Source organism: Actinomadura pelletieri DSM 43383 (assembly GCF_003634705.1).
Lineage (GTDB): Bacteria > Actinomycetota > Actinomycetes > Streptosporangiales > Streptosporangiaceae > Spirillospora > Spirillospora pelletieri.
This window is the reverse complement of sequence record NZ_RBWU01000004.1, coordinates 203,698-227,153: the sequence shown is the minus strand read 5'-3', so window position 1 is coordinate 227,153 and position 23,456 is coordinate 203,698. Positions and strand designations below refer to the sequence as shown.

The following is a 23,456-nucleotide window of genomic DNA, read 5'->3' as shown; positions in this document are numbered from 1 at the left end:
GAGAGCAAGGCTCCATGGTCGAAGCGCAGACTTGTCCGGGGCCGCTTCCTACACTGGCGCGATGAAAAGACTGATCTTGTACTCGGTCGTGGGGTGCCTCGTGATCGCTGGTTGCGGCGGTGCGCGGGAACACTCGGCCGAGGACACGTGCCGGCGGCACCCCAGTGACGAGGGAAGATTACGCTCCGCCGCCCCGACCAACACACGTTTCACCGGTGACCGCTACGTGAGCCGGCTGCGCTGGGTCGCCGAGCACGACATCGTCGAAGCGTCCGGCGCGGTCGGCACGCCCCGGCATGGGGTCGTGCCGGTGACCGGGGGCAGCGATCCCGAGCCCGACTACGGAGTCCCGACTCGGCACCACATGGGCGTGCTCCGCCTGCGGGACGGCAAGGTGATGTGGCAGCGCCCGGGCTCCTTTTCCCGCGGCGGCCCGGCGAGCGCCGATGTACTGACGGCTTCGACCGGTCAGACGGGCCTCAGCACCTTCGCAGCGTTCGACCTGGAGACCGGACGTGCATCGGCCTGCGGGCTCCCACGCCCCGCACGGATCCTTGGCGACGGTACGGCCGTGGGTATCACGCCCGACCGGCTGACGCGTGTCCGGCTGCGTGACGGCGCGTCGCTGTGGCGCAGTCCTGTCACCGCGCGGTTCCAGCACGCCGTGACCGGTGACGGGGTGGTGGTCGCCTCCACCGACCCGGCTGATCCCACCCGAGGCTTGAGCGCCAGTGAGACCGTCACGCAGGTCAGCGCACTGCGGCTCGAGGACGGCAGCCCACTCTGGAAGATCACAGACCGGGCCGAACCCGGACCGGACGCCGTCGAGCTGCCCGAACGGACGGTTCTCGGCATCGCCGACGAACGCGTGGTGATCACCGATCGGCGTCGCCTCAGTGGCCATCGGGCGGCCGACGGAAAACCGCTGTGGTCCCGTCCCTCCCCACGCTGGCACGACGGCGCGACTTTCACGGTGGTGGACAGCCGGTTGCTGATCGCCGCACAGGGGCGGGTGACCGCCTACCGGATGGCCGACGGAACGGTGGACTGGACCGAACCGACCCCGAACCCGCCCATTCTCTCAGCCTCGGCCGCCTCCGGTGGACTGCTCTTCGCCCCGATCTCCCAGCGGCCCGGGCTGGCCGTGATCGACCTGCGCCGTGGCCGCACCGCCGCGACGCTCACCGGCGCTGTCAGCGACTCCTGGGGCCGTGACGTGACCATCGGTGACGGCGTCCTGGTGGTCCAGGATCGCAACCGGACCATGGCCTTCGACCTTCGTTGAGGCCACGCGCGTTCCGCCTGCGTTGGCCAGGCCGGTTCCGAGCCCCAGCCACCGCCGCCGGAACGTCCGGAGCCTCCACCTCGGGGTCCAGGGGTCGCCCCTCGGAGGACGGGGAAAGCGACCAAACCGCCGTACCCAAGCCCCAAGGCGGGCACCACAGCTGATCAACCACCCGCACCCGCAGGGGCGTGGGGCGGAGCCCCCCACTTCGGGAGTCCGGGTCGTCTCCGGGGGAAATGACGAAGGACCGGCGGGGAAAGCGACGGAGTCGCTGACCATGCCGGTCCCAGGTCCAGAGTGGGCGATACTGGGTTCGAACCAGTGACCTCTTCGGTGTGAACGAAGCGCTCTCCCACTGAGCTAATCGCCCTGGACGTCGCAAACTCTAGCGCATTTCCGGGGTGGGGCGTGCATCGTTATCCGGGGGGGTCAGGTCCAGAAGGTGGGGTCGTCGATGGCCCAGGGGACGACGAAGCCGTAGATGGACAGGTAGGCGGTGATGGCGCCGGCGGCGAGGGCGGTGGCCAGGGCGCCGAGGATGAGGTTGCGGCGGCGGGTGCGGGGGTCGAGGGCCTTTTCCTTGGCGCGGTCGGCGGCGGCTCGGGCGCGGTGGAGGGCGCGTTGGGCCCAGGCGAACTCGGTGGCGAGGATGGCGAGGCCGACGATGATGCCGAGGAGGCCGGGGCCGGGGGTGACCATCATGACGAGGCCGCCGAGCATGACGGTGGTGCCGACGACGAAGACGCCGAGGCGCCAGACGGTGTTGAGGAGCCTGTTGCGGCGGATGCGTGCGCGGAACCGGTGGACGCGGCGCGGCGCGGGTGGCGGGGCCGCCTCTTCGTTCTTGATTGCCACGGCTTTACTGTACGGCAGGACGGTGGTCAGGAGGCGCGTGCCACGGGTGGGGACGGAGGGTGGAAGATCCGTCTTTGCGCAGGTCAGGGCGGTGATATGGGTCACAGAAGACCGGGTCGGTGGAATGTTCGGAGGAGATCAGGCAGTTAGGCGTCATAGTTCGCGGGGATGTCGGTGAGAAGGGGAAGCACTCACCGGGGAGCCCCGAACGCGGGACCGACGTCAGAGGGATTGGGCCTATGAACACCACCGTCTCAGCGCAGCTGGGCCTTCGACTCGTCGTCCCCGACCGCACGACCGTTCCCCTGCTCGCCGGGTTGGAGTACGCGGCCGACGACCCGTACGCGATCCGGATGGCCTTCTATGTGGGTGATGACGAGCCGGTGGAGTGGATCTTCGCGAGGGAGCTGCTCACGGTCGGCATCGTGCGGAGGGTCGGGGACGGGGACGTCGAGGTCTGGCCGGGATCCGATGACGGCACGCTTCACATCGCGCTGTCGTCCCCGTTCGGGGACGCGTTGTTCGACGTGCCGCTGTCGCCGCTGGCCGACTTTCTGCACCGGACGTACCAGGCCGTTCCGGCGGGCGAGGAGAGCGAGTTCATCGACATCGACGCGGAGCTGGAGAACCTGCTCTGGCCGTCCTAGGACGACAGGCGTGCGATGTGGCGCATCTTGTTCATGGCGTCCAAGGCGGCGACTTTGTAGGACTCGGCGAGTGTCGGGTAGTTGAAGACCGCGTTGACCAGGTAGTCGACGGTTCCTCCGCAGCCCATGACGGTTTGGCCGATGTGGACGAGTTCGGTGGCTCCGGTGCCGAAGACGTGGACGCCGAGCAGGCGCCGGTCGTCGGGTGAGACGAGGAGTTTCAGCATCCCGTAGGAGTCGCCGATGATCTGGCCGCGGGCCAGTTCGCGGTAGCGGGACACGCCTACTTCGAAGGGGGTCTTCGCCTCGGTGAGGGCGTCCTCGGTGCGGCCGACGAAGCTGATCTCGGGGATGGTGTAGATGCCGATGGGCTGGGTCTCGTGGATCTCCGAGACGGGCTCGCCGCAGGCGTGGTGGGCGGCGAGACGGCCCTGTTCCATGGACGTGGCGGCGAGGGACGGGAAGCCGATCACATCGCCGACGGCGTAGATGTGCGGGACGTCGGTGCGGTAGTTCTCGTCGACCTTGATCCGGCCGCGGTGGTCGGCGGTGAGGCCGGCGGCGTCCAGGGCGAGTTCGTCGGTCATGCCGTGCCGTCCGGCGGAGTACATGACGGTGTCGGCGGGGATGCGCTTGCCGCTTTCCAGGACGGTGATCGCCCCCTGCGGCATCCGTTCGACGGACGCGACGCTCTCCCGGAACCGGAACGTGACGGCCAGATCGCGCAGGTGGTACTTGAGCGCCTCGACGATCTCCAGGTCGCAGAAGTCGAGCATCCGCTCGCGGCGCTCGACGACGGTGACCTTGGTGCCGAGGGCGGCGAACATCGAGGCGTACTCGATGCCGATCACGCCGGCGCCGACGACGACCATGGTCTCGGGGATGCGCTCCATGTTGATGATGCCGTCGGAGTCGATGATCGTCCGGTCGTCGAAGGCGACGGTGTCGGGGCGGGCGGGACGGGTGCCGGTGGCGATGACGACGCGGTCGGCGGTGACCTTGTGCTCGCGGTCGCCGGGGCTGCTGATCCCGATGGTGTTCGGTTCGAGGAACCGGCCGTGGCCGGGCAGGACGGTGACGCGGTTGCGGGCGAGCTGGTTGCGGACGACGTCGGTCTCCTTGCCGATGACGTGCTGGGTCCGCATGCCGAGGTCGGCGACCGTGATGTCGTCCTTGACCCGGTAGCTCTGTCCGTAGAGTTCGCGCTGGTTGAGGCCGGTGAGGTACAGGACGGCCTCGCGGAGGGTCTTGGACGGGATCGTTCCGGTGTTGATGCAGACACCGCCGATCATTTCGCGGCGGTCGACGATGCCGACCTTGCGGCCCAGTTTCGCGGCGGCGATGGCGGCGCGCTGCCCGCCGGGGCCCGAGCCGAGGACGAGGAGATCGTAGTCGTTCACGTTCCCAGTCTGGCGGGCGGTGGGCGTCCCGTTAAAGGCCCCGGGTGAGGATGAGGCCTTCGATCAGTGCGTCCAGACCTGCCTTGATGCGGTCGAGGGACAGGCCGCGGGTGCGGCGCTGGTGGAGGAACAGGTTCGCGGCGAACGGGGCCAGGAGCGCGTCGGCGAGGTACACGGTGTCGTCGCCGGGGCCGAGGAGCATCGCGACGTGCCGGTGGTAGAGCGCGTAGGAGCCGTCCCGGAAACGGGCGTCGGCGGGGCCGGATTCGGCCATGAAGAGGAGGTCGGCCTGGGCGTCGGTGCGGTCGGCGAGGCCGTGCAGGAAGGCGCGCAGGCGGTCGGCCGGGGGCGCCCCGGGGCCGAGTGGTGGCGGGCCGGTGATGAAAGCGGACTGGAAGTCGCGCTCCAGGTCGTCGATCAGGGCGTGGACGAGGCGGGCGCGGTCGCCGAAGCGGCGGTAGACGGTGCCGACGCCGACCCCGGCGGCGCGGGCGACCTCGTCCATGGTGACGGCCTCGGGGCCGCCGGTGGCGAGCAGGTCGGCGGCCGCGCGCAGGATGCGGCGCCGGTTGGCCGCCGCGTCGGCGCGTTCGGCGGGCGGGTTGCCCACGACGTGCATCTCGGTTCCTCTCGGCACGGTACGGCAGCGTATCGGAGTTGTATCCGGAGACTTCTCCGGTTAACCTCTCTAACCGGAGAAACTTCCAGTTAAGGGGGATGCGATGACCGAGGACCTCGCCGGGAAGGCGGCCCTGGTCACCGGCGGCGGGCGCGGCATCGGCGCCGCGATCGCGCTGCGGCTGGCCCGGGGCGGCGCCGACGTCGCGGTGACCTACGTTCGTGCCGGGGAGCGGGCCGCCGAGGTCGTGCGCGAGATCGAGGCGGTCGGACGGCGCGGCCTGGCGATCGCGGCGGACGCGGCCGACCCGGTGGCAGTCGCCGGGGCCGTCGACCGGGCCGCGGCGGAGTTCGGGCGGCTCGACATCCTGGTCAACAACGCCGGGATCGCGCCGTACGGGCCGCTGGCGGACGTCACGACGGAGGAACTCGACCTGACCCTCGCCGTCCATGTGCGGGCGGCGTTCGTGGCGGCGCAGGCGGCGGCCCGGCACCTCGGTCCGGGCGGGCGGATCATCAACATCGGCAGCAGCCTCGCCGAACGCGTCCCCTACCCGGACTGGACGCTGTACGCGATGAGCAAGTCGGCGCTGACCGGCCTGACCCGGGGCCTCGCCCGCGACCTCGGCCCGCGCGGGATCACGGCGAACGTGGTCCAACCGGGATCGACCGACACCGAGATGAATCCGGCCGACTCGCCGGACGCCGAGTTCGAACGCGGCTTCACGGCGCTCGGCCGTTACGGTCGCCCGGAGGAGATCGCCGCGACGGTCGCGCACCTGGCCGGTCCCGGCGGCGACTTCGTGACGGGAGCGGCGATCGCCGTGGACGGGGGGTACGCGGCCTGATGGCCTGGGTGTTTCTGATCGTCGCCTCGCTCATGGAGTTGGTGTGGGCGACGGCGCTGAAGGAGTCGGACGGGCTGACCAGGCTCTGGCCGACGGTCATCGGCCTCTCGGTCGCCGTGCTCAGCGTGGTGGTGCTGTCCCTGTCGCTGCGGACGCTGCCGGTCGGCACGGCGTACGCGATCTTCGTCGGGCTCGGCGCGGTCGGCGTCGCGCTGGCCGGGATGATCGCGCTCGGCGAGAGCACGTCGCCCGCGCGGGTGCTGTTCCTCTCGGTCATCCTCGTCGGCGTCATCGGTCTGCAACTCGTGGAGGACTCGTAGGCCCGGCGCGGAACGGGCACAGTGATGTCATGGCGAGGATGATGCTGGGAATCGACATCGGCGGGTCGGGGATCAAGGGCGCGCCGGTCCACCTTTCGGACGGTTCGTTCGCTCGGGAACGGTTCCGGGTCCCCACACCACAACCGTCGAAGCCGAAGGCGGTGGTGAAGGTCCTCGCCGAGATCGTGGAGCATTTCGGGTGGGACGGGCCGGTCGGCGTCACCTATCCGGGCGTGGTGATCGACGGTGTGGCGCTGTCGGCGGCGAACGTGTCCAAGCGCTGGATCGGGCTGGACGCCGCGTCCATGATCGCGGAGGCGACCGGGCGGCAGGTGACGGTGCTCAACGACGCGGACGCCGCCGGAATCGCGGAGATGCGGCTCGGCGCCGGGCGCGGACGACGCGGGACGGTCGTGGTGCTCACGCTGGGAACGGGCATCGGCAGCGCCCTGTTCACGGACGGCGTCCTCGTGCCCAACACCGAGTTCGGGCATCTGGAGCTGAACGGGCGGGATGCGGAGGAGCGGGCGTCCGCCAAGGCCCGCGACGAAGAGGGGCTCGGCTGGACGAAGTGGGCCAAACGGCTGAGCGAGTACCTGCGGCATCTGGAGGCGCTGGTCTCCCCATCACTGATCATTCTGGGCGGCGGGGTGAGCAAGCGGTCCGCGCACTTCGTCCCGCTGATCGAGGGCGTCCGCGCGGAGATCGTCCCGGCGCGGTTGGTGAACAACGCGGGGATCGTGGGCGCCGCCATGGCCGCGGCCGCCGCGCATGAGGGCGCCGCTCGCCCGGGTGCCGGCGCCCGGATCAGGTCCGCCTGAGGCGCACGGTCGCAATCTCCCACGGGCGCAGCGCCAGCGTGGCCGTGCCGTCGTGGACGTCGACCGGCGGCCCCGGCCGTCCGCGCAGGCCGACACGGACGGCGGCGGTGAACGGGCCCCGCAGCACGGCCGTGACCGGCTCGGCGGTCTGGGCGACCAGCCGCGTCTCGATCCAGCCGTCGCGGTTGCGGAGCGAGGTCAGCACGACGCCGTCGCCGGAGATCTCGACCCCGGTCCGGGGCGGCGGGGGCGTCGCGGTCACGGGCCCGTATCCGGCGGCGGTGAGCAGGTCGTTGCGGTACGACTCGGCGGCCCGCAGGACGTCGGCGCCGGGCCGTTCCCCGTCGTAGGGCAGGACCGCGAAGGCGGCCGTCCGCTCGCCGGGGCACTGGGCGCCCGGGGTCGGGAGCTGCGGGCCGGCGGGCTGGTCGCGGTAGGCGTTGCGGTTCCGCGACAGGTGGCCGACCGAGCGCAGGAGGGTCAGCGCCAGCTCCCGTCCGGCGCCGGTGACCTCGTACTCGGTGGCGTGCTCCAGCAGGACGGCCAGGCCCCCGGCGGCGACGAACCCGGACGCGGGGAACGTCGGCACGGGACGCTCCCCGAAACCGCCCTCGGCCGTCAGCCCCCGCTCGGTGATCGCGAACTGGCCCTCGGCGAACGACGCGCGGGCCGTGCGCGGCAGCGACAGATGGAACCTGACCCGGTGGTCCTCGCAGCGGTTGTCGAACGTGACCCGCAACCGCAGGAACGGTTCGCCCGCGCGGAGTTCGGCCCGGGTCGTGACGGTCACGTCCTCCTCGGCCTCCGATCTCGCGTCACCGTCGACGTCCCCGGACGCGGGCCACCGGTAGGTCCTGACGATGTCGTACGCGGCGAGCAAAAGGCCCTTCCGGGGGGCGTGGGGGGTCGTCCCCCCACAGGAGGGCGGTCCGCTCCCCACGAGTTCGACGTGGACGCTCGACGGGTCACCGACGAGCCGGTCGTGAGCGGGTGGCGCGTGGTTGTAGGTGTCGCCGAGGTCGCCGCCGTCGACGACGCGTCCGACGCCCTCCACGACACGGCCGGACGGCGTGCGCAGCCCGAGCGTCCCGTCGGCGTGGATCTCGGCGCGCAGCAGGCCGTTGTCCAGGACGCTCTCCCGGGCCGTGACGGGCCCGCCCGCGTCGCCACCCGGTTCCCTGGACGACGGAACCGGGTTCAAGGTGGTCAGGCCCAGCGGCGGCACGTCGACGAGCGCGGCGACGGTGCGGCGCGGGTCGGCCAGGATCCGGACGCGCCACTCCCCCTCCGCCCCGCTCAGGGCCGCCCGGACGTCGCCGATGTCGAACGGCGTGCCGGCGCGGGCGGTGACGTGGAAGGTGAGCGTGCGGTCGTCCCGTGACACCGACCAGTCGCGGATCTCCTGCCCGAACAGCACCCGCCCGTACACGCGCTCCAGCACGATCGGCAGTTCGGACGCGGGATGGACGGCGTCGTCCAGGACGGTCGGCGCGATCTCCAGGGTCTGCACGGGCACGGCACGGCCGTCGCCGCCCGTGACCAGGCCGGGCTCCTCCCCGCCGGACGGGACGTCCACCGTGACCAGCCCGGTCCGCGGCGCGGGCGTCGGGTTGAACACCAGGTGCGAGCCGAGCGGCACGGACGCGGCGCGCTCGGCGGTGACGATGTCGCAGACGGCCCGGCCGAGCTGCTCGGCCTCCGCCATCCGCGCCGCGACCTGCTCGGCGGTCTCGTCGGAGCCGCAGCCGGTCACCGAGTCGTGGCAGCTCACCTCGATCAGCCTGCGCCACGCCAGGTCGAGGAACCTTTGCGCGTCGCCCGCGTGCCACAGCGCCGCCAGCGGCTCGGCGTACCGTTCGACGAGGCGTTCGGCGCGTCCCATCAGCTCCTTGAGCCGGACGCGCGCCGAGATCACGCCGGGCAGGATGTTGGCGCGGGCGTGCGACCGCAGCTCGCCCCGCACGCGCTGCAGCCCGTCCACGGACGGGTCCTGCGCCGCGAAGTAGCCCGCGAGGGTGTCGAGCCGCATGCCGGGACCGGCGTCGCGGACCCGGTCGGCGAGGTCGGCGGCGGGCGCGGTGTGGTCGGCGCCGTACATGGCCAGCAGCGGGCCGCCGTCCGGATACCAGCGGCGCATGGCGTCGACGAACCCGGCGGCGCGGTCGGACACCAGGGACGCTCCGTCCCCGAACTCCTCGAACATCGAGGCGGCGTTGCCGTAGCCGCCCTCGGGGAGGTACTGGGTGCGGACGGTCGTGCCGTCCGGCGCCTCCCACGCGAACGCCCGCGTCCTGACCGCGTCGGGGACGCCGCGCCACACGCAGGCGTGCTCGATTCCCGCGAGCCGCAGGATCTGCGGCATCTGCGCGCAGTGTCCGAACTGGTCGGGCAGGTAGCCGACCATCATCGCCGCGCCCAGTTCCTCCGCGCGCTCGATCCCGAGTTCGAGGTTCCGGACGATGTTCTCCCCCGAGCACAGGAACTCGTCGTGCAGGATCTGCCAGGGCCCGACGGCGAGGCGGCCGTCCGCGACCAGCGCCGCCACCCGGTCGCGCCGCTCGGGACGGATCTCCAGGTAGTCGTCGACCGCCGCCATCTGGCCGTCCAGCGTGAACCGCCAGCGCGGGTCGGCCTCCATCCGATCGACGACGGCGTCGAGCAGCGACACGAGCCGGAGCCGGAACCGCTGGAACGGCAGGTACCACTCGCGGTCCCAGTGGGTGTGGGGGACGACGACGATCTCCGGCGCCGCGGTCCGTCCCGGCGCGGTCTCTACCCGCACAGCGCGATCACCTCGTTCTCGTGGCTCTCCAGGCGGTGCATGCCCGGTTCGTCCGCCGGTATCCGGACATGGTCGCCGCGGATCGCGGTGCGGCGCCCGTCCGGCCGGATCAGCACGGTCCCGTCGGCGTCGACCGCGACCAGCTCGCCGTCGACGCGGAGCAGGACGGGCGCGTCCGGCCCGGCGGAGACCGAGGTACGGCCCGCCGCGAGCGCCGCCAGCACGCCGTCCGTTCCGCCGTCCTCGGCGAGGACCCAGGTGGTCGGCTCGCCGAGGTTCTTGAACTGCTCCGGGTCGTGGAAGTCGCTGCCGCCGAGGGGGACGATCCCGGCGGGCCGCCACAGGTCCGCCCAGGCCAGCGGGGCGCCCCAGCGCCGGTCCCACCAGGTCGGATGCCAGATCTCGACGAACGGCGGCCGGGACGCCTCCGGCAGCGGGTGCCGCCACGCGCAGTCGCCGCTCAGCGGATGGTTGACCGACATGAACCCGCCGCGGGCGTCCGCGAACGCGGCCCAGTCGGCGCTCGGCCGCCGGAAGTCGACCCAGCCGGTGGCGCCGAACACGTTCGCGTGGCCGCGGTCGGTGGTGACCTCCTGGCCGGGCAGCAGCGTGATCCCGGCGTGGGCCCCGGCGGCGGGCAGCTCGGGATGGTGGCTGACGGTGTTGTGGTCGGTGACGGCGAGGAAGTTCAGCCCACGGGACGCGGCCAGGCACGCCAGTTCGTGGACGGTGAGCGTCCCGTCGCTGTGGACGGTGTGGGAGTGCAGGTCACCGGCGAACCACCGCGTCCCGTCCGGCGCGGGGAGGTTCCGGCGCGGCGGACGGTCCGGCCGGGGCGGCGGCGCCGGGACCTCCGGCCGGGGCGGTCGGGAACCGGACGTGGTGATCGTGACCTCGTACGGGACGCCCTCGGGCGGAATCCGGTGCAGGCCGAGCCAGACGTGCCAGGTGCCCGGTTCGAGGTCGCCCGGCAGATATCCGGGCGTGGCCCGGTCGGCACCCACCGTGTACCGGGTGCGCGCCCCACCGGACCAGCCGCGGAACCCGCCCGGCCCGTGGCAACCCAGGTCGAGGACGCCGCCCTCGTGGGACAGCTCCACCGTGATCGACGCCGTGCCGGGCGGAACGTCGAAGGGCAGTTCCCGCAGGCCCCGCTCCAAGCGGTCCTCCAGGGTCCAACGGCCTCGATGCACGGTCATGCGCGTCCCCCGTCCTCGGCTCTCGCTTCGGGTTTAGGACGTGGAACGGCTCCGGTCAAGGGTCCAGGTGCTCGGCGGCGCGGGCCGCGAACGCCGCCATCACCTTCGCGGTGATCGGGCCCGGCGCGTTCGGCAGGACGGTCCCGTCGACGGCCCGGATCGGCTGGACGTCCCGGGTCGTGGACGTCAGGAACGCCTCGTCCGCGCGGTACAGGTCGTCCAGCGCGATGTCCTGCTCCTCGCCGCCGCACCACTCCAGCGTCAGCGCGCGCGTCACCCCGGCGAGGCAGCCCGACGACAGCGGCGGCGTGACGAGCCGCCCGCCGAGGACCACGAAGATGTTGCTGCCCGTCCCCTCGCAGAGGTTCCCCGCCGTGTTGCCGAAGATCGCCTCGCCGCCGCCGCGTTCCTTCGCGTAGGCGAGGGCCAGGACGTTCTCCGCGTACGACGTCGTCTTGAGGCCGGACAGGGCGCCGCGTTCGTTGCGCGGCCACGGCACGACGGTCACGTCCGCCGTCGCCGGGAACGGGTCCTGCGGCGCCACGACGATCGACACCGTGGGGCCCGCGTCGCCGCGCGCCGAACCGAGCGGGCCGGGGCCGCTGCTGTAGGTGATGCGGACGCGGGCCAGCGGCCGGCGCGGCGCCGCCGCCAGTGTCTCGAAGGTGCCGCGGGCGACGGCCTCCTCGTCGGGCGCGGGCAGGCCGAGCCCCATCGCCGACCGGGTCAGCCGCCGCAGGTGCCGGGTCAGCGCGAACGGCTCGCCGTCCACCGCCTTCACCGTCTCGAAGATCCCGTCGCCGACGAGCACACCGTGATCGAAGACCGACACCATCGCCCGCTCAGGGGCGACGAGCTCCCCGTTCAGCCAGACCCTGGCCTGCTCCGTCACCGGACGCCACCTCCAAAAGCCGAGCCGCCTTCAGCTCGGTCTCACGCCATTCCAGAAGCGGATCGGACCCCCAGGTGATGCCCGCGCCGGTGCCGAACCGGAGCAGGCCCTCCTCGGCCCAGAAACTCCGGATGCCCACCGCGAGCCCACCGCGCCGGGAGTCCGCGTCCACCCAGCCGACGGCCCCACAGTACGGGCCCCGCGGGACGGGTTCGAGCATTCCGAGCAGCTTCAGCGCGCTCGACTTCGGGGCGCCCGTGACCGACCCGGGCGGGAACGTCGCGGCGATCAGCTCCGGCCAGCCGTGGCCCCCGGCCAGCCGCGCCCGGACGGTCGACACCAGATGGACGAGCCCGGGATGTTCCTCCACCTCGCACAGGCCCGGCACCTCCACCGACCCGACCTCGGCGATCCGGCCCAGATCGTTCCGGACGAGATCGACGATCATGACATTCTCGGCGTGGTCCTTCGGGAGGAAACCGTCCGGGGTCCGGGCCGTCCCCTTGATCGGACGGGATTCGACCACGTCGCCGTCCCGCGCCAGATACAGCTCGGGCGATGCGCACGCGACCTCCAGCCCGGGTACCTTCACCGTCATCGCGTGCGGCGCCGGATTCCCCCGGGCGAGCCGCGCGCCGAGCCCCTCGATCGTCGACCCGGCGGGCAGCTCCGCCGACAGCACCCGGCACAGGTTGGCCTGGTAGACGACGCCGTCCGCGATCGCGTCGCGGATCTTCTCGACGCCCGCCACGTACGCGGCCTCGTCGAGCGAACTGCGCCACTCCCCCGGCCGGGCCCACGCGCCGTCCGGATGCGGGGCGCGGCGCACCCTCTCGAACCGGGCGCACGTGACCTTCCCCTCATAGGTCACCACCACGGCCCACCAGCCCCGCGAGTCCAGGGCGCCCAGGTCGCTCGTCACATCAGCGAGGTCCGTCGCGAACAGACCCCCCGCAAAAGCGAAATTCACATCAGTACACAACCAAACGAATCGGCGAGCCCTTCCAGCCCCACCTCCGTCACGACCAACGCCCGACGCGTCGTGCCCCGTTCGAACCAACCGAGGTCGATCATCCGCGCCGTCAGCGCCGCCCCCAGCGCCCCGTTCAGATGCGGCCGTCGCTCCGTCCAGTCGAGGCACTGCCACGCGAACGTCCGCCGCGCCCGCCGCAACGCCGCCACGTCCAGGCCCACCGCCGACAGCCGCTCCTCGCCCTTCACCGTCACGGCGAAACCGTCGTCACCGTCGGCCTCGATCAGCCCGCCGTCCACGAGCGCGGTGAACAGCGCCACCCCCGCCCTCCCTGCCAGATGGTCGTAGCACGTCCGCGCCTCACGCAGCCGCCGCGCGTCCCGCGACTGCCGCAGGCTCCGCGGCTCCACCGGCGCGCCGATCCGCGACAGCGCCTCGATCACCTGCGCGACCTCGCTCCCCCGCAACGTGTAGTAGCGATGCCGCCCCTGCTTCACCACGGTGACGAGGCCGCCGTCCAGCAACCGGGCCAGATGCGCGCTCGCGGTCGGCGCGCCGACCCCCGCGACCCGTGCCAGCTCCCCCGCCGCGAGCGGCCGTCCGTCCAGCAACGCCGTCAACATCGCCGCGCGTCCCCGGTCCGCCAGCAGCGCCGCGACCGGCGCGAAGTCCGCGCTCAGCACCAGATCCGAGCCCATGCCCCGACCCTAGGCGGCCCGTCCTTCGACCAGCGGCGAAGCGTCCCCGGACAAACCGGTTTGGGGAACGGCCTGGGACACGCTAAGGTTTTCCACGTCGCCGCAAGGCGCAAGCGGAAGTGGCTCAGGGGTAGAGCATCACCTTGCCAAGGTGAGGGTCGCGGGTTCAAATCCCGTCTTCCGCTCTGTGGGGCCTTTCAGGCTGAACCCCAGAAGGCTCTTTCTGGTGGAGTGGCCGAGAGGCGAGGCAGCGGCCTGCAAAGCCGCGCACACGGGTTCGAATCCCGTCTCCACCTCGCAGGGGCGATTAGCTCAGTGGGAGAGCGCTACCTTGACACGGTAGAGGCCACTGGTTCAATCCCAGTATCGCCCACCACTCGCGCGTACAGGGCAGAGGCCTTGTACGCGCTTTTTTTCGCGCGAAGTGTCCGGGGACCACGACGGGGCGTCCATGCCGGTTCCCTCATGACCGATCGTGGCAAGGCTCCGCGACGGGCGCTAAGGGTCGGCCATAATCGCTACGGGTCGTCTGCCCGGGGCCTTGATGCCGGGGTGTCGCGAGGGGAACGTGCTTGTTACCGGATGCGTCCCGGGGTGGTGGGTCACCGACGCAGCGTGGTAAGCAACTCCCGGTCGAGTCGGCCGTCGACCGCTCTCCGCTCGGCATCGGGGTGGTTCCGCCGGCCTGCCATGAGAGGGAGTGGCCATGAACCGGGTCAGCCCGTGGGTGGGGGTCAGGGCGTTCGAGGAAGAGGACCGGGGACGCTTCCACGGGCGACAGGCGGAGATCCGCCAGGTCGCGGACCTCTGGCGGCTGGGCCGTCTCACGATCGTCGCCGGGGACCCCGGAATCGGGAAGACGTCTCTGTTACGGGCCGGAGTGGTCCGACGGTTGAAGGACGACGGCGCTCGGGTCCTCCCGATCGGCGACGTGGGATGCGCCGGAGTGACCGGGCCTCCGGCGCCCGCGGCGGCGGTACGCAACCCCTACGTCATGGCCCTGCTGTCGTCCTGGCAGGGAGGCGAGGCCCCACACGATTCGAGGTTGGTCGAGTTCTTACGCGGCCGGCAACGGTACGGCCAGGGCGGCCTGCCCCAGACCACGCTGGTGGCGGTCGATCATCTGCATCATGTCCTGCCCGAAGCGGAGCGCCGTGGATTTCTCGAGGAGCTCGCGCAGGCCATGGCGGTGGTGCAGAACGTCCATCTGCTCATGTCGGTGCGGACCTCGGAACTCGATGAGCTCGGTCCGCTGCGGGACGTTCTCGGAGACACCGACCCTTTCGTGCTCGGACCGCTCGACCGGGACGGCGCGCTCGACGCCGTGGTCAGGCCGACCGACGGGTCCGGTCTGGACTTGGGCCTCGGGGTGGCGGGGCGGCTGGTCGACATCCTGGGCGGATCCGCGGTGGAGCCCCTGTTGTTGCAGATCACCCTCGGGGCGGTGTGGGACGAGTTGTCCCCCGAAGAGGTGACGGTTTCCGCCCGGCATGTCCCGGAGCCGGAGCTGGCCCTGGCGGCGTACTGCGTTCCGGTCCTGGACCGCATCACCGGCGAACACGGCATGCAGACCTGCGAGGTCGGTACGTGGATACGCCGAATCCTGGTCGACCCGGAAGGGAGACCGCGCACGGTCACGGAGACGGTCGCGCGCAGGGAGATGCCCGGGTCGGTGCTCCAGGGGCTGGAGAACCAGTACCTGATCCGTAGAAGCCGGGCAGGGGTCGATCTGCGTTTCCCGCAGATCGCCGAAGCGCTGCGCCGGATCCCGGCCGTCCGTGTCCCCACGGAGACGACCGACCCGCAGCACAGCCTGATCGCCGCCCGGCTGGCGATGTCCGCGAACGACCTTCCCAGCGCGACCTGGCACGCCCAGGCGGCGCTGCGGAACGCCGGTCCGGACCGGCGGATCGTGGCCGAGACACGGTCGCTGCTGGGCGACACCGCCTTCCACCGGCGGCGGCTGGAAGACGCCGAGGAACACTACCGGGTGGCGGCCGAGGAGTACGTGTACGTCGGTGACCTGCCCCAGGCCGGACGGTTGCTCGCCACCATCGGGCAGTTGCGGCTGGAGCAAGGCGACCACCAGGGGGCGATGGAGAAGTTGAGCACCGCGGCCTACAGGGCACCCGGCGATCCGCTGGTGCAGATGGGGCTGGCCAGGGCGTTCTGGGTGACCGGCTCCACACACTCGGCGCTCACGGCCCTGGACAACGTGCTGAGAGAGAGCGGTCTGGGCAACGTCGAGGCGCGTCGGCTGCGCGGAGAGTTCCGGGCGGACCTCGGCCAGGCCCAGCAGGCTCTGATGGACCTGGCGCACGTCGACCGGCACGCGCCGGCCTCACAGCGGGCCGCGCGGCTGCTCGCTCTGGCCACGCACATGGAGGGGGCAGACCATCTGCTGGACGAACTCGACGAGATCATCGACATGGCGCCCCGGAGTGGTCCGGTGCTGCTCCGCGCGGCCCGGACCTGTGCGCTCTCGGGTGACGCCACCCGCGCGGCCCACCTGGCCGCCAGGGCCCGGACGGCGGCGGATCCCCCACTGCCCGGGCACCAGTACGGGCTCGTCCAACAGTTGCTCACCGCTTCTTGAGGGCGCGGCGGTCGCGGGCCTCACGGACCTCCCGGAGCGTGGTGAGCGTGGCGATGTACACGGTCGCGAGCGCGGCCACCGCCCCGGCGACCGGGGGACGCTGGCTGAGCAGAATCAGGCCCGTGGGGGCGAGACCGCCCGCCGCTCCGGCGCCGAGCAACCAGAGTCGCCCCGCGCGGAACCGGTGCCGGGTGGTGTCCCGTCTCGAAGATCGCGGCCGTTGCTCGGCACGGACGTCCGCCGCCGGCTCGGCGCGGACGTCCGCCGCGGGCTCGGCGGACGCCGGACGAGCGTCGACGTGGTCGACACGGCCGGGTCGGGAGCGTTCCGCGCGGCCCGCGGTGGGCTCGGTGGGACGCACCGAACGGATGCCCCGGGCCATGTCGTCGGCGTGCGACAACGGGCCGGCCTCCGGGCGGGGGGCGGGGGTGGAACCGGTCGGCCGCTGCGGATCGGGGGTTTGTCGCGCCATGTGTGTCTCCTGACATGGTGATCTGGCTCGGTTTCACCCTTGATCTGGAGAAAAGGTGTCCTGCGCGGTCGGGCACACCGATCCCAGGTCAGCGCGCCTGCACATCAGGACGAACGGCGGACGTCCGGTGTCCGGGTCTTGGACGGAGGCGGGATGGCGAGATGGGCCGATCTCCGGGGGGAGCATGTCGAGCCCCGGGAGCTCGCGCGGTTTCTGCGAAAGGTCGTCGACGACCATCGGTTGTCGATGCGCCTGCTCGAGGAACGGATGCCGTATTCGAAGTCCGTCATCTCCGAGCGGCTGTCCGGAAAGACGCGTCCCGAATGGGTCTTCGTCGAGGCCCTGATCGACGCCTGCGCCAGGACCGACATGCAGGCCAGGGCCCGGTTGAAGGTCGAGGCGCAGAGGAAGTGGAACGCGGCCGACCCGACCCGGCTGACCCCCGTGGACGACCAGGCCGGAACGCTCGGGCCCCTGGACCTGCTGGTGGATCGAATCGTCGAACGACTCCAGGAACCGTCGCCTCGCGCGGAACCGACCGAGCCACGGACGTCCTTCGGTGGAGCCGATCCCTTCCAGGGACCGGTCCCGGAAAGGAATCGGTACTTCACCGGCAGGACCGGGCTGTCGGAGCGCCTCGCCGCAGGCTTCTCCAGAGGCCGTGTCCAGGTGCTGCACGGGTTGCTCGGCGTCGGCAAGACCCAGTTGGCGGTGGAGTACGCGCGACGGCCCGACTCCGGCCGCGAACTGGTGGTCTGGATCCCGGCCGGCGAACCGTCCCATGCGGGCTCGGCGCTGGCCGCGCTGGCGCCCCGGCTCGGCCTGGACTTCACCGGTCCGATCCCCATCATGGACGCGGCGCGGGCGGTGATGGCCGCGCTGCGGGACGGTGCGTTCGGCGACCGCTGGCTGCTGGTCTTCGACAACGCCGGCCATGTCACCGACGATCTCCTCGAACTGATCCCGGGCGGCGGCGGCCAGGTGCTCATCACCTCACGCGACCCCGCGTGGGCGTCCGTCGACCAGGTCGGCGAGGCCATCGAGGTCGACGGCTTCAGCCGCGCCGAGAGCGTCGAGTTCTTCGCCCGCAGGCTGCGCCGGGGGCTGGAGCGGGAGCGGTACGACCTCGCCGACGCGGAGCGCTTCGCCGAGGCGCTGGGAGACCTGCCGCTCGGCATGGAACAGGCGGCCACGCTCCTCGACCGGTTCCCCCGGCTGAGCGTCGTCGGCTGCCTGGCGCGGCTGGCGCGCGAACCCGGCGGCGCGCTGAACGTGGCCGCTCCGACCGCGTATCCGGTGACCCTGAAGATCGCGTGGAGCCTGGCGGCGAACAAGCTCGGCACCCGCTCACCGGAGGCGCTGACCCTGTTGAGGCACTGCGCACGACGCTCGTCCGCCCCGATTCCGCTTCCGGCGCCGGAACCGGGCGAGCCGTCCGCGCCCGTCGTGACGGGGCTGGACGGGGAGTTCGCCGCCCTGCTGGCCGACCGGTTCGGGGCCGTCGAGGAGCTGCGGCGGTCCGGGCTCGCCCACGTCGACGACCACGAGATCCGGGTGCACCGGTTGATCCGCGCGCTCGTATTGGAGGAAATGTCAGGCCCTGAGACCGGCGCGTGAAGCGGCCCACAAGACATGCCGCAAGCACACCCAAATTGGGGGTGCGGGCGTGCCGCCCGAAAATCGTGTCATCATCTGCGCTGACTGGACCACGGGGGAGAATCCCGCTGCCCAGCGCCGCATGCGGATTCCACCGTGGAGGTTGGTGTGGCTCTGGAGCCTGGAGCTGAGACTGTGCCGAAGGGGCCCGACTGGCCGGCCCGCCTGGATGTGCGCGCGCTGCTGAAGGACGGCTGGCGGCCGACGCCTTTCCGGGAGTTCGTCGTCAAGATCCACAGCAGATGCAATTTGGCATGTTCGTACTGCTACATGTACGAAATGGCCGACCAAAGCTGGCGTACCCAGCCACGGCGCATGGCGGACGCCACCATCGACGCGGTCGCGCGACGCATCGCCGAACATGTCGAGTCGAACGGCCTGTCCCGCATCGAGTTGATCCTCCACGGCGGCGAACCACTGCTCGCCGGGCCTGCGAGTCTGCGACACGCCGTGACCGCCGTCCGGAAGGCGGTGGGTGGCGGCGTGACCGTCGGCGCCAGCCTCCAGACGAACGGGATTCTGCTCGACTCGGAGTTCCTCGAGCTGTTCGCCGAACTCGGCGTGCGCGTGAGCGTCAGCCTGGACGGTGACGAGGAAGGCCACGACCGCCACCGCAGGGCACCCAACGGGAGTGGCAGTCACCGGCGGGTGGTGACAGGTCTGGAACGGCTCCTCGAACCGCGGTACCGGCATCTGTTCGCCGGGTTTCTGAGCACGATCGACCTGCGCAACGATCCGGTGACCACCTACGAGGCGCTGCTGGACTTCGGGCCGCCGTCACTGGACTTCCTCCTCCCCCACGGCACGTGGGACAGCCCTCCCCCGAGAGCCGTCGCCGCCGCCTCGACTGCCTCGTCCGACGCGCCGTACGGCGACTGGCTCGTCCGCGTCTTCGACCGGTGGTACAAGGCTCCGGAGAGCGAGACCCGTGTCCGGCTCTTCAACGAGATCATCCGGATGGTGTTCGGCCGCCCGTCCCGGATGGAGTCGGTCGGGCTCTCCCCTTTCGCCGCCGCCGTCATCGAGACCAACGGGGCCATCGAGCAGGTGGACACGCTCAAGGCCGCCTACGAAGGCGCGCCCCGGACGCCGCTGCACGTCTCCCGCGACAGCCTGGACGAGGCCCTCATGCTGCCGTCGTTCGCGGCCCGCCAGATCGGCCTGCGCGCGCTCTCGGACGAATGCCTGGACTGCGACCTGGTCCGGATCTGCGGCGGCGGGCTCTATCCGCATCGATACCGCGCCGGCAGCGGGTTCGCCAATCCGAGCGTCTACTGCCGGGACCTGTTCCGGCTCATCTCGCATATCGCCACGACCGTGCGCCGGGACTTTTCCGATCTGCGGAAGAGCGGGCGGCAACGAATCGAAATCAAAGGATCGGACGAGAGGAACCGAGTGATTAATCCGTCCCGCCACACCGTCCCCGAAAAGGTCTTCCTCGAAATGGCCGTGGGCGGTGGTGGCGCCGAAGCCGTCGGTGCGCTCCAGGCGGCCCAGCGGAGCAAGCGACTGCTGCTGTTGCGCGGCGCGCGGGATCACGCCATGCGGATCGATCCGGATCGCGCCGGACCGGTGCGCGAGGCGTACCGGCTGATCGCGGCGGTGCAGCGCGCCGATCCGGGGGCCGCCCGGGCCGTTCTCGACTATCCGACGGTCGCGGCCTCGGCCTTGCGGGCCTTGCAGAACCTCTCCGGCGAGTCACCTGACCTCCGGGCCTGCGCCGACCGGCTGGGGGCGATCGCCGCCGCCGCGGCGATCCGGGCCGGGTTCCCGGCCGCCGTCGAACTCCCGGCGACCGCGGGACGCGTCGTGCTGCCGTCTCTGGGCGCGGCGACCGTGGCGGGCGGCGACCGCGTCGTCGTCCGTTCGGGACCGGACGGCGCCGCGGTGGGCCCGGTGGAACTACCTGCGACTCTGGACGAGGACGGGCCGGGCTGGACCGCCCTGTACCGTCTCACCGCCGAACATGAGGGCGTACCGGTCGGCTTCGCGTTGGACGAACTGGACCCCGACCGGATGCCCGGCGCCGACCTCGCGTCCCGGCCGCTGACGGACGAGGAACTCGCGCGATGGCGGACCAGGCTGGACGCGGCATGGGCCCTGCTGGTCGACGGGCACCGCGCGGTCGCCGACGAGGTCCGGTCCCTCATCACGGTGCTGACGCCGCTGACCGCGCCGCCCGCGGGTGAGAGCAGCGCGACGTCGAAACAGGCCCTCGGGAACGTCGGGGTGTCGACTCCGCGCGACGTCCAAGGGCTGGCCGTGACGCTGGCCCATGAGGTCCAGCACGTCAAGCTCACGGCACTGATCGACCTCGTTCCCCTGACGCTGCCGGATGACGGCGGCCGGTACTACGCGCCCTGGCGGGAGGACCCGCGTCCACTCGCCGGATTGCTGCAGGGCGCCTACGCGCACCTCGGCGTCGTCGCCTTCTGGAGACGCGAGCGCGCCACCGGGAACGCCGGCGCCGCGGGGCGCGCGGACGTCGAGTTCGCCCGGTGGCGGACGGCCACGGCACAGGCGATCTCGACGCTGCTGGAAAGCGGGCGGCTCACCGACGCCGGCGAGGCGTTCGTCACCGTGATGGGCCGGACGCTCGAGGCCTGGTGCGCCGAGCCCGTCCCCGCGGACGCCGAGGAGCGGGCCGCCGCGGCGGCCGACCGGCACCTCGCACGCTGGCGGGAGCGGCCGGACGGCGAGACCGTCACCGTACGATGACCGGGATCGCCGTGCGCTGACCAGGCGAGGCGCATGACGGCGAACGCCGTGGTTCCGTGGACGTCCAGGCGGAACCTCGAACGGCGTCGAACGGCGTCAGATCGGTGGCGGGTCGAAGTCGAGGTCCAGGTGCCGATGCTCCTTGAAGGCGCGGACGTCCGGGTGGTCGTGCGGAAGCGTCCGGCCGTAGGCGGCCTCGGTCTCGGCGGCCAGTCGCTCCGCGTCCTCGGAGCGGCCGAGCATGCGAAGATCCGCGGACAGGTTGCCGGCGCAGGCCAGCGTCATCGGATGGTCGCCGCGGAGCAGGCGACGCAGCCGAGGCACCGTACTCTCGCCGATCGCGACGGCCCGCTCGAAGTCACGAAGCTCGGCGTGGTCGCTCGCGAGGTTGGTCGCCACGGTCAGGTAGTAGTGGTGGTCCTTGCCCACCACCGTCTCCAGGGCCGCGAGCGTGCACTCGTTGAGGTCACGTGCCTCCTGCGGAGAGGTGATCAGCCGCAGCAACAGCGCGTGGTTACCGGCACAGGCGAGCGTGTAGGGATGCTCGCGACCATAGATCCTCCGGTAACGCTGCACGGTGTCGGCCGCGAGCTCCAGCCCTTCCTGCGCACGTTTAGCGTTGCGTCGCACATTGGCCAGCGACATCGCCGACGCCAGCGTGTCCGGCTGGTCGAGTCCGAACAGGTCGACGCATCGGTTGTGGACGTCGTACGCCAGCTCCTCGGCGCGCTCCAGCTCACCGAACCGCCGCAACGCGATGGCGAGGTCCCGCTGGGTCCGCAGCGTCCAGGGGTGGTCGTGGCCCAGGTAGTCGATGCCATAGGCGAACGCCTCCTCACCGACGTCGCAGGCCTGGCCGTACTCGCCGTTGAGGCGGGTGGCCCGCGCGAGCCCGTTCCAGGTGGCCAGGAGGAACGCGGCTCCCATCGTCCGTCCCGCCTGGTCGGCCAGGCTGAACGCCTGCTCGTGCAGGCGGATCGAATCGGGGAAGCGGCTGTTGAGGCTGTTGTCCACGGCCAGGTTGTTGGTCGCGCGCAGGGTCCGTGGATCTTCGAGGCCGAAAGCCTCGACATGCGCCGTCCATGACTCCTCGTCGTGGGCGAGCGCCTCGCGGAACCGTCCGCTGGCCCGCAGGTCGGCGCCGATACTGTTGATCAGCGGGAAGGTGTCGTCCTTGGCCAGCCCGGCGGCGCGCATCTGCTCCAGAGTGCTCTGGTTGAGCGCGTACGCCTCACCGTAGTCGCCCAGCTCACGGAGGATGTTGCCCTTCTCCCGCAGGCAGCGCAGGGCGTAGGCGCCGGGCGCCTCGGGGCTCTCCGACCAGTGCTCGATGAAACGGTCGACGTAGCGGAGGGCCGATGAGAAGTCACCGGAGAGGAACAGATACCGGATCATGTCCAGGGCCATGGACCGCACGGTGTCGTTGGAGCTGGTCTCCAGCCTGGTCGGCTCGAGATGCGGGACCAGGTTGCGGAACGCCTCCCAGTAGGAGGCCTCGTCGGGGTTCTGCGGTAGCGCTCCGACCAGTAGCTGGTGCACGTCCGCCCGGATCTCCTCCTGCTCGGACGGTGGGAGCGCCTCCCGCACCAGCGCCTGGATCAGCCGATGGACCTGCACGGTGCGGCTGCCCAGGTCGACCTTGACCAGCGCGTACCTGCCCAGCTCGCCGATCGCCTGGCTGAGCTGGATCGGCCTCGACAACAACTCGGCAAGCTGCGGACGCCGCACCCCACCCGCCCGGAACACGTCGCGGGGAATCGGCTCCGGTCCGAAGAGCGCGCAACAGCGCAACAACTCGACCGCCTCGGGCATCCGCTGGTCGAGGTTGGTGACCGAGATGCTCCACGCGGCGGTCATCGACATCGGGTACTCGTTCGGCTTGCCGACCGAGAGGAGATTGGCGGTCTCGCGGGTCAGGGCCTCCAGGTAGTCGGACGGCGCCATGCCGGTCTGGGCCAGCAGCGCCCCGGCCTGCTCCAGCGCGAGCGGAAGGTCGCCCAGTTGCTCGGCGAGCCTGTCGGCGTGTTCCGGGCCGACCGAGGGCGAGACCCGCTTGTGCAGGAACTCGATGCTCTCCTCGCGGGTGAACACGTCGACGGAGAGCGTCTCGACGATGTCCGCCCAACGGTTGTTGCGCGAGGTGAGGAGCACGTGCCCCGGCCCGCGAGGCATCAGCTCGTTGATGTCCTCGGGCTGGTCGGCATTGTCGAAGATCAACAGCCAGCGGTCGTACGGCTCACCGCGACGCAGCGCCTCGAGCACGGCGGCGGCGGCGTCGCCGACACTGGTCGCGGCCGCCTGGGGAAGGTCGAGGAAGGGAGCGAGCTGCGCGAGGGCCGAACGGATCATCATGGGCTGGTCGGCCGGCACCCACCAGATCAGGTCGTACCAGTCCTGGTAGCGCCAGGCGTACTCGATCGCCATCTGGGTCTTGCCGACGCCGCCCATGCCGTGCAGGGCGTGCAACGCGACCGTGGTCGACGACTCCTCGATCTTCGAGCGTAATGACTCGAGCAGTTCCCCGCGTCCCGTGAAGTTCTTGTTGCGCAGCGGCACCTTGCCCCACACCGCCGGACCCCGTCGCTGGCCTTCCCCGGTCTGTAAACGGTCCACGAGTCGCCTCCGCGGGTCGGCTTCGCCTCACACAATAGCGGAGGAGCGACCGGCCCCACAGTA

At 71.4% G+C, this 23,456-nt stretch carries 18 protein-coding genes and 4 tRNA genes; 11 read left to right on the top strand and 11 right to left on the bottom strand.

The window, feature by feature from the left end:
• The first annotated feature begins 61 nt into the window (after positions 1-61).
• A complete protein-coding gene (locus BZB76_RS18965; RefSeq protein ID WP_121435737.1) occupies positions 62-1,285 on the top strand; it encodes an outer membrane protein assembly factor BamB family protein in 1,224 nt (407 codons plus the stop codon).
• 298 nt (positions 1,286-1,583) lie between these two features.
• On the opposite strand, the gene BZB76_RS18960 is transcribed toward BZB76_RS18965, so the two are convergent.
• A tRNA-Val gene (locus tag BZB76_RS18960) sits at positions 1,584-1,655 on the bottom strand.
• Positions 1,656-1,714: 59 nt separating this feature from the next.
• Complete coding sequence (locus BZB76_RS18955; RefSeq protein ID WP_246007044.1) at positions 1,715-2,140, bottom strand: TIGR02611 family protein; 426 nt, start codon at positions 2,138-2,140, stop codon at positions 1,715-1,717.
• Between the two features lie 239 nt (positions 2,141-2,379).
• On the opposite strand from BZB76_RS18955, the gene BZB76_RS18950 reads away from it, so the two are divergent.
• The gene (locus BZB76_RS18950) at positions 2,380-2,787 is read left to right on the top strand and encodes an SsgA family sporulation/cell division regulator (RefSeq protein WP_121435736.1); all 408 of its coding nucleotides are present in this window, start codon (positions 2,380-2,382) and stop codon (positions 2,785-2,787) included.
• Here BZB76_RS18950 and sthA read toward each other — a convergent pair.
• Positions 2,784-4,187, bottom strand: a complete 1,404-nt coding sequence (gene sthA / locus BZB76_RS18945; RefSeq protein WP_121435735.1) for a Si-specific NAD(P)(+) transhydrogenase — start codon at positions 4,185-4,187, stop codon at positions 2,784-2,786. The two genes, BZB76_RS18950 and sthA, sit on opposite strands and share 4 nt — an antisense overlap.
• A 31-nt stretch (positions 4,188-4,218) precedes the next feature.
• Complete coding sequence (locus BZB76_RS18940) at positions 4,219-4,824, bottom strand: TetR/AcrR family transcriptional regulator (protein WP_246007043.1); 606 nt, start codon at positions 4,822-4,824, stop codon at positions 4,219-4,221.
• A gap of 85 nt (positions 4,825-4,909) precedes the next feature.
• Between BZB76_RS18940 and BZB76_RS18935 the strand changes: the two genes are divergently transcribed.
• From BZB76_RS18935 to ppgK, 3 genes are read left to right on the top strand one after another with little or no spacing between them, the layout of a single operon-like run.
• Positions 4,910-5,653, top strand: coding sequence for an SDR family oxidoreductase (locus BZB76_RS18935; RefSeq protein WP_121435733.1), 744 nt, complete (start codon positions 4,910-4,912; stop codon positions 5,651-5,653).
• Entirely contained in the window at positions 5,653-5,973 is a 321-nt protein-coding gene (locus BZB76_RS18930; protein WP_121435732.1) for a DMT family transporter, read from the top strand. Before BZB76_RS18935 ends, BZB76_RS18930 begins: the two co-directional genes overlap by 1 nt.
• 29 nt (positions 5,974-6,002) lie before the next feature.
• Complete coding sequence (gene ppgK, locus BZB76_RS18925; protein ID WP_211343076.1) at positions 6,003-6,794, top strand: polyphosphate--glucose phosphotransferase; 792 nt, start codon at positions 6,003-6,005, stop codon at positions 6,792-6,794.
• On the opposite strand, the gene BZB76_RS18920 is transcribed toward ppgK, so the two are convergent.
• From BZB76_RS18920 to BZB76_RS18900, 5 genes are read right to left on the bottom strand one after another with little or no spacing between them, the layout of a single operon-like run.
• The gene (locus BZB76_RS18920) at positions 6,781-9,576 is read right to left on the bottom strand and encodes a glycoside hydrolase family 38 N-terminal domain-containing protein (protein ID WP_211343075.1); all 2,796 of its coding nucleotides are present in this window, start codon (positions 9,574-9,576) and stop codon (positions 6,781-6,783) included. The genes ppgK and BZB76_RS18920 overlap by 14 nt on opposite strands.
• On the bottom strand, positions 9,567-10,775 hold the full coding sequence (locus tag BZB76_RS18915; protein ID WP_121435730.1) for a CehA/McbA family metallohydrolase: 1,209 nt from the start codon (positions 10,773-10,775) through the stop codon (positions 9,567-9,569). Before BZB76_RS18915 ends, BZB76_RS18920 begins: the two co-directional genes overlap by 10 nt.
• 55 nt (positions 10,776-10,830) lie before the next feature.
• Positions 10,831-11,667 (bottom strand): aminotransferase class IV, encoded by an 837-nt coding sequence (locus BZB76_RS18910; protein ID WP_246007042.1) that lies wholly within the window; start codon positions 11,665-11,667, stop codon positions 10,831-10,833.
• A complete protein-coding gene (locus tag BZB76_RS18905; RefSeq protein ID WP_121435729.1) occupies positions 11,618-12,589 on the bottom strand; it encodes a chorismate-binding protein in 972 nt (323 codons plus the stop codon). Before BZB76_RS18905 ends, BZB76_RS18910 begins: the two co-directional genes overlap by 50 nt.
• A gap of 44 nt (positions 12,590-12,633) precedes the next feature.
• A complete protein-coding gene (locus BZB76_RS18900) occupies positions 12,634-13,338 on the bottom strand; it encodes an ArsR/SmtB family transcription factor (protein ID WP_121435728.1) in 705 nt (234 codons plus the stop codon).
• A 113-nt stretch (positions 13,339-13,451) separates the two neighbouring features.
• Between BZB76_RS18900 and BZB76_RS18895 the strand changes: the two genes are divergently transcribed.
• The 4 genes from BZB76_RS18895 to BZB76_RS18880 all read left to right on the top strand — a co-directional run bounded on the left by BZB76_RS18895 (position 13,452) and on the right by BZB76_RS18880 (position 15,934).
• A tRNA-Gly gene (locus BZB76_RS18895) sits at positions 13,452-13,523 on the top strand.
• A 40-nt stretch (positions 13,524-13,563) separates the two neighbouring features.
• Positions 13,564-13,634, top strand: a tRNA-Cys gene (locus BZB76_RS18890).
• 5 nt (positions 13,635-13,639) lie between these two features.
• A tRNA-Val gene (locus BZB76_RS18885) sits at positions 13,640-13,714 on the top strand.
• A 330-nt stretch (positions 13,715-14,044) separates the two neighbouring features.
• Positions 14,045-15,934: an ATP-binding protein gene (locus BZB76_RS18880; RefSeq protein WP_121435727.1), complete on the top strand. Its 1,890-nt coding sequence runs from the start codon at positions 14,045-14,047 to the stop codon at positions 15,932-15,934.
• Here the strand turns inward: BZB76_RS18880 and BZB76_RS18875 are convergent.
• A complete protein-coding gene (locus BZB76_RS18875; RefSeq protein ID WP_121435726.1) occupies positions 15,921-16,406 on the bottom strand; it encodes a hypothetical protein in 486 nt (161 codons plus the stop codon). The two genes, BZB76_RS18880 and BZB76_RS18875, sit on opposite strands and share 14 nt — an antisense overlap.
• A 153-nt stretch (positions 16,407-16,559) precedes the next feature.
• On the opposite strand from BZB76_RS18875, the gene BZB76_RS18870 reads away from it, so the two are divergent.
• Positions 16,560-18,023 (top strand): ATP-binding protein, encoded by a 1,464-nt coding sequence (locus BZB76_RS18870; RefSeq protein ID WP_121435725.1) that lies wholly within the window; start codon positions 16,560-16,562, stop codon positions 18,021-18,023.
• Between the two features lie 174 nt (positions 18,024-18,197).
• A complete protein-coding gene (locus BZB76_RS35925; protein ID WP_121435724.1) occupies positions 18,198-20,780 on the top strand; it encodes an FxsB family cyclophane-forming radical SAM/SPASM peptide maturase in 2,583 nt (860 codons plus the stop codon).
• Between the two features lie 96 nt (positions 20,781-20,876).
• On the opposite strand, the gene fxsT is transcribed toward BZB76_RS35925, so the two are convergent.
• Entirely contained in the window at positions 20,877-23,393 is a 2,517-nt protein-coding gene (gene fxsT / locus BZB76_RS18860; RefSeq protein ID WP_246007041.1) for an FxSxx-COOH system tetratricopeptide repeat protein, read from the bottom strand.
• Positions 23,394-23,456 lie beyond the last annotated feature (63 nt).